Genomic DNA, 12,053 nt, shown 5'->3' on the forward strand with positions numbered 1-12,053 from the left:
TTATAAATCAAACTACATCAATCGTCAAATGTATTCTCCCTTGCTTTTGCCCTTTCTATGGACTCTCTCTTTGAAAAAGAGCAACCGCAATAATCCTGTCTGTAAAGTTCATGCTCCTTTGATAAATCAACAGATCTTTTATATCCGTTCTTTTTCTTAAAATCACTCGGCAAATACTTTACATTATACTCCTTTGCCACCGCCTCACCTATCTCACAAAGTTTATCGGCATTTTTCATAGGTGAAATGGTAAGTGAGGTGGTAAAATAATCAAAACCGTAGTCTAGGGCTGCCTTTGCAGCCTCATGCAATCTCAGTTCAAAACAGATATCACATCTTTTTCCACCCTCTTTTTCATTTTCATATCCCTTTATTTTGCTGTGAAAAATAGACGGATCATAGTCACCTTCTATAAGTTTTACCTCACCGATAAAATCCATTTCTTTTATAAGCCTTTTTGCCTCTTCCACTCTAAGCTCGTATTCTTTGGCATCGTCAATATTGGGATTATAAAAAAATATGGTTAAATCAAAGTATTTATCCAAATATTCCATACAATATGATGAACAGGGGGCACAGCAGGCATGAAGAAGAAGCCTTGGGCGATTACCCAAAGCTTCCTCTTTCTTTATAATTTCTTCTAATTCTTTTTGTAAATTTCTCTTTATCATGCCAAAAAATCTCTGATTCTCTTTGATCTGACAGGATTTCTAAGCTTTCTTAGAGCCTTAGCCTCTATCTGTCTTATTCTCTCCCTTGTGACCTTGAACTCCTTTCCAACCTCTTCCAAGGTTCTTGGATGTCCGTCCTCAAGACCGAATCTAAGCACGATAACCTGTCTCTCTCTTTCTTTCAAATCTCCAAGCAATGTATCTATATGCTCTCTAAGCATCACAGATTCTACATTTCCCTCAGGAGTTAAAACATTTGCATCAGCCACAAAATCTCCAAGATTTGAATCATCTTCCTCACCTATAGGGGTTTCAAGAGAAGCCGGCTCTCTGGCTATCTGCATTATTTCCATTACTTTTTCTTCCGTCATACCAAGCTCATTTGCAAGCTCGGTCACACTTGGCTCATATCCAAGCTCCAATGTGAGCTTTCTTTGCATCTTGCTCATCTTATTGATGGTCTCAACCATATGTACAGGTACTCTTATAGTTCTTGCCTGATCCGCAAGAGCTCTGGTTACCGATTGTCTGATCCACCATGTGGCATAGGTTGAAAGTTTAAATCCCTTAGTGTAGTCAAACTTTTCTACCCCCTTTATAAGTCCCAGATTACCTTCCTGTACCAAATCCAAAAAGCTCATACCTCTTCCGGTATATCTTTTTGCAATACTTACCACCAAACGAAGATTTGCTTCTATAAGACGCTGTTTGGCATACTCATCGCCATCCTGTTTTCTCTTTGCCAACTCAAGTTCTTCATTTGCCGTCAAAAGAGGCACTGTACCGATTTCCTTCAGATACATCCTCACCGGATCCTCAGTACCTACACCCTCAAGCAAATCTATTGCACTGAGGTCTATATCCTCTTCAGAGTCCTTATCAAATTCATCATCATCTAAGAGTAATGAATCTTCATCAGTAATATTATCGATATTATCAATATCGATATTCATATCATCTACACTGTCTTCGTTAATCTCAATACCCTTATTCTCAAGATATGAATAAATCTGTTCTATGCTTTCCGTATTTAATTCCGTATCCGCAAAGAAATCATTTATTTCACCTATACTGAGCTTCATATCCAAAGCAATTCCCTTATTTACAAGGTCTTCAAGCTTTTGTAAAAACTCCGGCGGTGACATCTTTTTTTTGCTTACGGTTTCAATACTTTTTGATGCCTTATTTCCTGTAGTATTTCGGTTTTCTTTAGCCACTAAGATCATCCCTTCACAAATAGTTACCTTTAACAGGCATATCTATCTTTTATTTCTAAATACAAATCAAATTGATTTGTAACGCTTAAAGAGGCAAAAACCTCAGTTCTTCCCTCTTTTGCAGCTACCAATAATATAAAGGTATACAAATACCCATTTTATTTTACTTGTTATCTGCATTGACATTATAATGCTTTTAATGCAGTTTTTCAAGATATTAATTATTCTATTTTCAGCATAAATAATAAAACAAACTATAAAAAAATACTATGCCCCCTACCTTGGAGAACGCATCATATAAAACTTTCTATCGTCTTCCTTCTTATTTAATGTAGTAACCGTATCTTCCAAAATCGCACTCTTAAATACGCTGTCTATATTTATATACTCGCTGTATATAAGATCGAGTACCAACAACATAGGGAACTGAGGTGAAATCAAATTCCCGTTCTCCAAATATTCAAGTGAAGCTACCAAAACCACTTCATCACAAAACTCATGTAAATACGGATTGTCCGCAGCAGTGAAAAACACTGTCTTTTTACCTCTGTCATGTGCATGCTTTAAGAGGAATATAATATCCTCGGTTTTTCCGCTGATACTGAATGCCACTACAGTATCACCATCCTTTAAAAATACCGACTGCATTCTTATTCTGTCCGAATCGGTAAGTGCATCTATATCAAGTCCAACCCTTACAAAGCGGCTTTCCATCTCACTGGCAGCATATCCGGAACTACCCTTACCTACCGCAATCACCTTTTTGGAATTTACAAGCATTTTTACAACTCTTTGAACCTGGTCATTGTCAAGAAGTGAATATGCCTTATTCAAAAGGTCCTGATATGTATTAAATACATTCTGTGTAGTACTGTTTCCATTAGGCTTTTTCACTCTGGCACTATCAAGATAAGCAAATATAAACTCTCTAAATCCCACAAAGCCGCATTTCTTTGCAAATCTTGAAATAGATGCCTGAGATACATATAATTGCTCCGCCACATTTTGGATATTTATATCCATATTTGTGTCACATTGTAAAAAATAATCCGCTATCTTTTTTTCTGTATTTGTAAAAAGTGTATATTTTGATTCTATTATTGGAATCACCGATTTTTCGTATATCATTTTCCCCTCTTTTCTAACGGAGTCTAACCTTTTACAGCACCCAGAGTAATACCCTTTGTAAAATATTTTTGTAAAACAATAAATACAATAAGTATAGGCGCTGCAGCCAGTGTAGCTCCTGCCATTATAAGTCCGAAATCCGTCGAGTTTTCTGCTTGTAGTTTAGCAATACCTAGCGATATTGTCAAATTGGAAGTGGAACTTAACATTATAAGTTGCATGAAATAATCATTCCAGCTGTTAATAAAGGTAAATATTGCCAATGCACCCACTCCCGGCTTTACCATCTCAAAAACTATATCTGTAAAAGTCTTAAACTCATTTGCACCGTCAATCCTTGCAGCCTCCAGCATCTCTGTAGGTATTCCTTCAGAAAACTGCTTCATTAAGAATACACCGAAAGGCCATCCTACAGTGGGAAGTATAACCGCCCATATAGTATTGTATAACTTTAGTGCGGACATTTCCCTTATAAGCGGTATTAAAATAACCTGCTTAGGTAATGCCATAGCACATACTATAAGAGTAAATAATAAAACTCTTCCATGAAATCTTTTCTTTGCAAGAGCATAGCCTGCCATAGATGCTGTAATGCATGTAAGTACCATAGCCATAATCGCCATAAAGACAGTATTTATCATCCATCTTACGGCTGCAGGTGCATCAGGTCCCTTTATAAATCCCAATTCAAAAACCGGTGCCATCTGTCTTGAAAAAAGCTTCTTAAAATTATCCATCACTAATTCCTTGGGAATCCAGTCAGGTGTCGGAGAGTTTATTGAAACAGGAGTTTTAAATGCTCCCGTAACTATCCAATATAATGGAAATACAAAGCAAAAAGCCAAAGCTATCAATACAATAATTGATACGATATTATACAGTTTTTTTAGTGAATTTGAAGTTTTCATATTATCTCTCCTTTGCCACTCTAAACTGAAGTGCAGACAATACTGCTATAAATATTGCAAGTACCACGCCCATTGCATTTCCGTATCCGTATCTGAACATCTTAAATGCCATATAGTATATATAATACATTACAGTATCTGTGGAATGATTCGGTCCGCCTGATGTCAAAAGCTGTATCAGAGCAAAACACTGGAAACTGTTGATAGTTGTTATAACCAAAATATATAATGTTGTCGGCATTATCTGTGGCCACTTTATCTTCCAGAATAATTGCAACTCATTGGCACCGTCTACCTGTGCAGCCTCCACCAATGAATTATCCACATTTCCGAGTGCGGATACATATAATACTATCGGCTGACCTACAGATGTAGTAAGTAAAATAAGTATTATGCACATAAGTGCAAATCTCTCATCTCCAAGCCAGTTGATATTTGTCTTTAAAACTCCGGTACTCTTTCCTATATAATTAAAGATACCGTAATAATTATTATACATCCATTTCCAAACCACTGTAACCGCTACCGAACCTGTAACTACAGGAAGATAAAATATACATCTGAAAACCGACAATACTTTATCATTAAGATTATATATAACGGATGATACCCATAATGAAAATATACAAACTACAGGAACTGAAATAATAACAATAACAAAAGTATTCTTTAATGCCTTTATAAAAATACCATCTTTAAACAATTCTATATAATTCCCGAAACCGATAAAAACATCCTTTGCATCCTTACCCATTGTGGAATCAAAAAAACTTGTATAAATACATATAATCATTGGTATTATTACAAAACCTATAAAGAAAACCAGACTCGGCAATAAAAACATATAAGCAGATGCAGTTTCTCTTCTTACCAGTTCTTTTGATCTGCCGGTATAAACAACTTTAGCCATGTTTCCCCTTTCTAAAAAATGTTGCTAAAGATTTTCTTTAGCAACATTTTATAATATGTTGGATTATCTAACTTTTAATAATCAATATAGCACTGTTAAATCTTTACTGTGCAGCCGCCGCATTGGCATTGGTTGTAAATGTTGCAGCCTCTGTTGCCACATCACCGCCTGTACCGATTCTTTGAAGCATATTCCACCACTCTGTACGAGCTGTAGTCCATCCCTTTGTAACCTGATAGTAATCACCCATTGAAGGCATAAACTTCTCTTCAAAAAGCTTCATTGTATCAGCTGTCTCTGTTCCCTCATAAACGCCTGTTACAGAAGGTCTAACCGGGAAGAAACCTGAAGCCTTTACACTTTCCTTTACCTGTGCCTCATCATTACATACGAAATCTATAAATGTTTTTGCAGCCTCGATCTTATTTGCATCTCCATTGTCAAAGATACCATATCCCCAGATACCGCCGCAAAGCTCTGTAGCTCCGTCATCACTTGGGAATAACATAGGTATTATCTCATCTCCGGCATTTGTCTTTCCTGCAGGACCATTGTCTGCATTTGTCTGCTGTGAAGCATTCCAGCAGAATGCCATTGCAAGTGTACCGTTTCTGAATAATGTAATCTCATCACCACCTGCTATAGAAGGATCGAAGTTTAAACCTGCCTGATCTACAATTGCCTGTAATGCCTTAACATTTTCAGCTGAATCAACTGTATATTTTGTGTGCTCTTTATCTGTAAATGTACCTGAGTAAAGATTGTTTACCAATGCTCTTGTTCCCTGATCTCCACCCTGTGAACTGCAGTAAATAGCTCCTACATTTTGCTGTCCTGAATCATATACAGCCTGAACCGCCTTTAAGAAATTCTCTGTAGTCCATGTATGTGTATCTAAATCAAGATACTGTAATGCATCAGCTTTCTCAAACATTGTTTTGTTAACAGCCATGCAATGTGCAACCATAAATGCAGGATACTCATAGTATTCACCGCTTGGGCTCTTACATGCCGTCTTTACAGGATCATAAATATCTGAAGCTGAATCTTTCTCGAATAAATCCTTTAAATCCACCATAAGTCCCTTAGCACCCCAGTTGGCTACAAGTCTTTCAGGTCCCTCAAGTACTATATCAGGTGCCTGCTTTCCTTCGATAGCTGTATTGATCTGGTCATCACCGTTTTGATAATCAAGATACTCTACAGATACCTTGATATTCGGATATTTCTCATTAAAATTCTTAATGATACCTTCCACTGTTGCCGCATCGCCCCACTTACCTACAGGATATGTCCAAAGTGATAGCTCTGTCGCCTCGCCTGCCTGTGCTTCCTGCTTTGTTTCAGCTTGTGAATCAGCTGCCGCACTTGTCTGCTCTGCCTTTCCTCCACCACATGCAGCAAGCATTCCTGCCGCTGTAAGTGTCAATCCTGTTAACAATAGTTTCTTCATATTTCCTCTTTCCTCCTTGATGAGTTTTTCATTTCACTTGAAATAAATTTAAGTAAAAACTTTTATATTATAAACAAAAACTTTGACTTTATCAATTTTTTGTTTTTGACATCTGCTTTTCTTACCTTACAGTTAATTCATCTAAAAATGTCCATGCAAAGCTTCCCGGATGTATTGTAAATCTTATGTATCTTGCTGACACTTCCTTATCTGTAATAATCCTTAAAGTTTTATTCCCTGATATTTTTCCTATTACTGCCTGCCCTGTATCTCCTATTTCCACAAAAGTATTTCCGTCTTGTGAAATCTCTACTTTTACTGAAGAAGGCAAAAAAATATATGCTGAAATATCCTGTTTAAATTCCATCTCTACTTCATGAATATATTCTAACTTTTGTAAATCCATTGTAACAGATAAAATTTTACCATTTTCTATACCTACCCAAGTTCCATCATCATATCTACCGGAACCAAAATTTCCGTCAGTCAGTTTTTTTAACATAGGATCTTTATACAATTCAAGTTTGCTTCCCTTTGGATCATAGTTCGGATTTGCTACACCATATGTATATGGTTTTCCAATTGACAGCAATGTGTCATAATTTGTTTTTGAAGAGGTTGAGGCTACAACGGCTTCTGATTTTTTTGATTCATTACCTGCTGCATCCCTGGCGGTTATAATATATTTATAACTTGTTTGTGGCTCCAATTGAACATCCATAAATTCATCGTTTTCTGTATATGTCTTTTTTACCAAAACTCCATCTCTATAAATATTATAACCGGCAACCCCCACATTGTCAGAAGAAGAAGTCCAATTTAATTCGATTGCCAAACTCCCCCTGTTTTCTGCAAAGATATTTTGAGGTGTTGAAGGCAAGCTACTATCTAAACTACCGCTATCTACGTATTCTTTATAAGTTTCATAGTATACTTCCGGTACCTGTTGAGGGCTCAAATAGTGATTAAAACTAAAGCATGTAACATTATCAACATATGGTAATACTGCATTAATATCTGCAATCATCTCTTTTGTAGGCATCGGTTGTCTATCCAAGTCAAATGTTTCTACATCCGCCCATAAGGAAGTCTTTGATTTGCTCTTCTTAATCGCATTGTATGTAGCCTTAAACCATTCAGCCAGTTTTTCATTCTTTACATGACCGGCACCTACTCCATCCTGCAATGCTAAAATATCAATTTTAGAATGTGTAAGTATATATCCCCACATATCTTCCCATTGTTTTGAATTCAAACCGCCAACAGTATTGTAAAATGGTGAAATCATAATTGGTTTCTGTTCCTCAAAACCGTTTATACTGTCTGTTAATTTATTATAAAAATCTGTCAGTATCTTCCATTGAGACTCATCCTTAAAATTCCAATTATCCACCTCAAAGCTCAGATACCAACCTGCAAAGGATGAAGAATTTTTATATTTCATCCACAAGTCACTTGCCAAAGAGACAGCTACATCTCCTTGCTCATTAATCCAAGCTTGATCTCCGGTATACTTGCCAAACCAATCTTCGTTTAATTGTAAGCCCAAATAAACATCAATATCGTATTTTTCTCCCATATTCAAAACTTTAGCAACTAAATCTGATGTTGTGTTCTGCTCAAAACCTGAAATATCTGATGGGTACACTGTTGTCATATTTTTTGAGTCAGCAGTCCATTGCAAAATTAAATGTTCCATGCCAACGTCTTTCATTAAAGCAAATTCTCTCTCCCATTCACTTTCTGTCCACTTTTCACATAATTCAGGCTGTACAAATGTTCCATAAAAACGAGATTCAACATTCTTTTTCTTTTTAAAACTATATACTTCCCACTCATCTATAAATGACCACTGCCTACCGCTTACTGTCAATCGTACATAACGTCCTGAAACATTCTTTTCTTTTGCATTACCTACATATGCTACTGAGCTTATTTCATCGAAAACCGTTGACTTTATACCGCTACATATGTCTATATAGTTATTTCCATCTTTTGATACACTAAGACTGACTGAATCAGGCAAAATAACTCCTGCATTTTCATATCTGAAAAAATCCGCCTTAAATCCGACAATATTTGTTATTTTACCTAAATCCACAGTAACTGTATATGAAGTTATGTTTTCTCTACCTTGCCAACCTTGTTCAGTCAAATATGGTAAGGCATAATTCCCATCAGTTATTTCTCCACCTGTATCAGGATAAATTTCACTGGCTTCAGAACTAACTTCATAACTTTTACCAAGTAATATATTACAATTTGAATCCGACTCCTTTGAGTATGCCAAATTCGCATTACATATAAAAAATATTATTCCTATAATACATACAAAAAATACATTGTTAAAGCAAAAGTATTTCCTACTCATCCCACTAAATCCCACTTTTACAAATTTTTATGGTCATTTTTTTCTGACACAACTACATTATAAAAATAAACACTATCCCAGTCAAAATCAAAATTTTTTATAGCAAAACTTTTCTCCCAACCATATTTGTTTAAAAATTCATTAAACCACATTTCTAACTCATTCATGTACCACTCACGAATTTTTAAATGATTTTCCTTTAATCGATATAGATCAAGATTTTTTATGTCATCTACTTCCTTGGATACTCTATCCTGTAAAAGTGTCTGACAAACCCAGTCAGACAGCAAAAATCCCAACTTAAAACTTTCACTCTTTAAATAAGCCCTAACATTATTTCTGTACCCTTTATAAAATGATGCTATTATTATATGTGATAAAACTACGCCAATAGTATTTTGTGCCGTATTCCAACCTCCAAAAGCTGTGATATATGGAAATACATCAAGTTGCATCATCATTTCCATAAAACTGTTTTCACAACCATTGCAACAACTTATTTCAGCAATACCGATACTTTTATCCATTATTTTTCTATAAAATTTAATATAATTTAAAAATTCATGGATATTTATACTTGTCCTGAAGGCTGAATCAATATCTTCCTTTTGTCTTGATGCTTCCACTTGTTTTGTCCCTGACATATTGACTGCCAGCATACAGTCGGAAAATTCTGCACATTCTTCAAAAATACCGCCTGCTGAATGAATTTGCCATTTTATACTTTCACTAAGTAACCTGTCTTCGTATTTTGGAACTACAAACGGTGCATTTGTGGCAGAATATCTCACATATACTCTTGGTAAATATGATTTACTCTCACAAAAAATACGTGTAAAAATATTACAAGCCACTTCATCCGTTCCGGGATATATGTATACCCTATGAGAAATACCCAATCTGTTCACTTCATTCAACATTACTTGAGAGTCCATTGCAGACATTCCATATTCTCCATTATCATCTTTAGGTATATTCAATGTATCAAATACATTGTCCTTCACTAATAAAGCACTTTTTTTATTAACTTCTCTGTCAATATTTCTTCGTTCAACAAAATCCGTCATGACTTCTTCCGGTATTTTTTTTTCTATTTTATTTTTTTCTTCTCTTTCCCTCTCACTTATCTCGCCTCTGCTTTCCCTATCCAAAAAGCATGTATATCTCCAAATATCATATCCGTAAACATCCCAATACATAGGATCCTCAAAACTGTTATTGTAAGCGGCCACTCTTGCAACAAGGTTAAACGCATGTAACTTTATCTTAGGTATTTTTTCTTTCAGTTCTCGAAATCTATCCATTCTCTCCATACATACATCTATAGAAAGATTATGTATTCTGGAGTTCACCAAATTCCCATACACCAAGGTATCAACAGATAAAATAGCATATTCACAGTCCCCGGCATTTTGAAAAATCCAATCCCATATTTTTTCAACATCAGCCCCTTGCTTTAAAAAACCCATCCATACATGTGGCGGTCTCAAAAGTTCTATATTATCTGTCAGCCTTGACAAAGCGTATGGGAATTCATAGTTACATGCTCTATCATCAAGTGGAACATATAATACTTTCATCCTTTACCCCTTTAATCCTGAAGTCGAAATTCCTTCTACAAAATGTTTTTGTCCAATCAAAAATATTATCAAGATCGGAAGCATAAACATAGTGGCAGCCGCCATAAGTGATGTCCAATTTATACTATGCTCATTCATAAATGAATATAAGCCTAATGACAAAGTATATAACTCGCTTTTATTGGCATATAACAGCGGACCTAAAAAATCTGAAAATGTATACATAAATGAAAAAATGGTAATAGTCGCAATACCCGGTTTTGCCAATGGCAGAGCAATCAAAAAAAATCTCTGCCATGCATTACAACCATCTATTTTTGCAGATTCCAAAAGTTCATCGGGAATTCCCAGCATAAATTGCCTTAAAATAATAATATAAAGAGGATATCCGAAGAACGAAGGAATAATCAGTGGCCAAAAACTTCCCACCAAACCGAACTTAACCCACATCCTATATAAAGGAATCATAATAGCAGTATACGGAATCATCATTGTCGCCGTAATCATTGTGAATATAATATTTCTTCCCGCCCAACGCACTTTCGATAAAGAATAAGCTATCATTGGAGTCACGATTACCGTTCCGAGTACATTCATTCCTGTAATCCACATCGTATTCCCAAAATATCTTAGAAAAGGAATAGTTTTAAACACATCAATATAATTTCCTAAATAAAGCGCATGAGGTAAAATTCCCACTTTAACATCAAATGCCTCTTTATATGTTTTAAAGGATGTAGTAATCATTACCAGCAATGGAAAAAGAAACACAAATGCCATAACAACTATTACGATATAAAATATGATTTTTGATATTTTTTTCTTTAAAATAGCCATAAACCCACCCTTTACATCTGTTAACGATTCATAACCCATTTTTTAGATACTTTTAGCAGTACAAAAGTTATAAAACTGACCACTAAAAATAAAATCCATGACATAGCTGCAGCCCTGCCCATTTTTAATACTGTGAAAGCGTTATAAAACAGATACAGAGGATACATCATCAATGAATCTCTCGGACCTCCATTAATACCCTGCGAAATATTTCCACTTTGTGCTCGTATAATAATATATACTTGAGTAAAATACTGAAAACCGTTAATCAAGGTAAGTATTACTTGATAGAGCACAACATGAGCTATCCCGGGCAATGTTATACTAAAAAACTTCGCCAGTCCTCCTGCTCCATCTATCCCTGCAGCCTCATACAATTCTTTTGGAACGTCCTGCATTGCCGCCAAAAAAATCACCATACTTGATCCCATCCCCCAAAGTGTTATCATAACTACACTCGCCATAGTCCAAGAGGGATCGCCCAACCAGTTAATTGTAGAAACCCCGAAAATCCTTAAAAAATTGTTCAAATAACCATGATTCGGGTCAAATACCCATACCCATATCATTGTAGAAGCCACTACCGGCACTACAGAGGGTAAAAAGAAAATCGCCCTAAAAATCGTTCTCCCTTTCCATTTTTTGTTCAGCATGGTGGCAATTACCAATGCAAGAAATATTCCCATAGTTACCGAAAACAGCACATACACCACGGTATTCTTTAAACTTTTATAAAACAACGGGTCTTTAAGCAAAGACTTATAATTTTCCAGTCCGACAAACACAGGATCCTTTATTGCGCTAAAATCTGTAAAACTATAATAGCCTGACATAAAAATAGGATATACACTAAATATTATGAATCCAATCAACCAAGGTAAGGCAAATAGAAATCCTTCTAAATTGGTTCTCACTGACTGTCTATTGGTTTTATTCATTTTATTTCCCCAACTATTTGAAATAAGCCTGCTACTGATA

10 protein-coding genes are annotated in these 12,053 nt (G+C 35.6%); all 10 read right to left on the reverse strand.

From position 1 onward, the window contains the following. Positions 1 to 17: 17 nt before the first annotated feature. A complete protein-coding gene (locus tag J4O15_RS10730; protein WP_208100745.1) occupies positions 18 to 671 on the reverse strand; it encodes an epoxyqueuosine reductase QueH in 654 nt (217 codons plus the stop codon). After that, a complete protein-coding gene (gene rpoD / locus J4O15_RS10735; RefSeq protein ID WP_040457672.1) occupies positions 668 to 1,816 on the reverse strand; it encodes an RNA polymerase sigma factor RpoD in 1,149 nt (382 codons plus the stop codon). Before rpoD ends, J4O15_RS10730 begins: the two co-directional genes overlap by 4 nt. 348 nt (positions 1,817 to 2,164) lie before the next feature. Further along, positions 2,165 to 3,016, reverse strand: a complete 852-nt coding sequence (locus J4O15_RS10740; RefSeq protein WP_208100746.1) for a MurR/RpiR family transcriptional regulator — start codon at positions 3,014 to 3,016, stop codon at positions 2,165 to 2,167. A 23-nt stretch (positions 3,017 to 3,039) separates the two neighbouring features. Continuing rightward, complete coding sequence (locus J4O15_RS10745) at positions 3,040 to 3,924, reverse strand: carbohydrate ABC transporter permease (RefSeq protein WP_009220196.1); 885 nt, start codon at positions 3,922 to 3,924, stop codon at positions 3,040 to 3,042. Between the two features lies 1 nt (position 3,925). Beyond that, positions 3,926 to 4,834, reverse strand: coding sequence for a carbohydrate ABC transporter permease (locus J4O15_RS10750; protein WP_009220195.1), 909 nt, complete (start codon positions 4,832 to 4,834; stop codon positions 3,926 to 3,928). A gap of 103 nt (positions 4,835 to 4,937) precedes the next feature. Beyond that, entirely contained in the window at positions 4,938 to 6,287 is a 1,350-nt protein-coding gene (locus tag J4O15_RS10755) for an extracellular solute-binding protein (protein WP_208100747.1), read from the reverse strand. Between the two features lie 121 nt (positions 6,288 to 6,408). Then, positions 6,409 to 8,577 (reverse strand): DUF4434 domain-containing protein, encoded by a 2,169-nt coding sequence (locus J4O15_RS10760; protein ID WP_208100748.1) that lies wholly within the window; start codon positions 8,575 to 8,577, stop codon positions 6,409 to 6,411. A 98-nt stretch (positions 8,578 to 8,675) separates the two neighbouring features. Beyond that, positions 8,676 to 10,238: a DUF4127 family protein gene (locus J4O15_RS10765; RefSeq protein ID WP_208100749.1), complete on the reverse strand. Its 1,563-nt coding sequence runs from the start codon at positions 10,236 to 10,238 to the stop codon at positions 8,676 to 8,678. 3 nt (positions 10,239 to 10,241) lie between these two features. Beyond that, the gene (locus J4O15_RS10770; protein ID WP_040457664.1) at positions 10,242 to 11,075 is read right to left on the reverse strand and encodes a carbohydrate ABC transporter permease; all 834 of its coding nucleotides are present in this window, start codon (positions 11,073 to 11,075) and stop codon (positions 10,242 to 10,244) included. A gap of 20 nt (positions 11,076 to 11,095) precedes the next feature. Further along, positions 11,096 to 12,013 (reverse strand): carbohydrate ABC transporter permease, encoded by a 918-nt coding sequence (locus J4O15_RS10775; protein ID WP_208100750.1) that lies wholly within the window; start codon positions 12,011 to 12,013, stop codon positions 11,096 to 11,098. Positions 12,014 to 12,053: the final 40 nt, after the last annotated feature.

The organism is Lachnoanaerobaculum sp. Marseille-Q4761 (assembly GCF_017565785.1).
In the GTDB taxonomy this organism is placed as follows: domain Bacteria; phylum Bacillota; class Clostridia; order Lachnospirales; family Lachnospiraceae; genus Lachnoanaerobaculum.

Coding starts and splice junctions, on each gene's coding strand:
- rpoD (WP_040457672.1), bottom strand. CDS start 1,816: ATGTCACCGCCGGAGTTTTTACAAAAGCTTGAAGACCTTGTAAATAAG.
- J4O15_RS10740 (WP_208100746.1), bottom strand. CDS start 3,016: ATGATATACGAAAAATCGGTGATTCCAATAATAGAATCAAAATATACA.
- J4O15_RS10770 (WP_040457664.1), bottom strand. CDS start 11,075: ATGGCTATTTTAAAGAAAAAAATATCAAAAATCATATTTTATATCGTA.
- J4O15_RS10730 (WP_208100745.1), bottom strand. CDS start 671: ATGATAAAGAGAAATTTACAAAAAGAATTAGAAGAAATTATAAAGAAA.
- J4O15_RS10750 (WP_009220195.1), bottom strand. CDS start 4,834: ATGGCTAAAGTTGTTTATACCGGCAGATCAAAAGAACTGGTAAGAAGA.
- J4O15_RS10755 (WP_208100747.1), bottom strand. CDS start 6,287: ATGAAGAAACTATTGTTAACAGGATTGACACTTACAGCGGCAGGAATG.
- J4O15_RS10765 (WP_208100749.1), bottom strand. CDS start 10,238: ATGAAAGTATTATATGTTCCACTTGATGATAGAGCATGTAACTATGAA.
- J4O15_RS10745 (WP_009220196.1), bottom strand. CDS start 3,924: ATGAAAACTTCAAATTCACTAAAAAAACTGTATAATATCGTATCAATT.
- J4O15_RS10775 (WP_208100750.1), bottom strand. CDS start 12,013: ATGAATAAAACCAATAGACAGTCAGTGAGAACCAATTTAGAAGGATTT.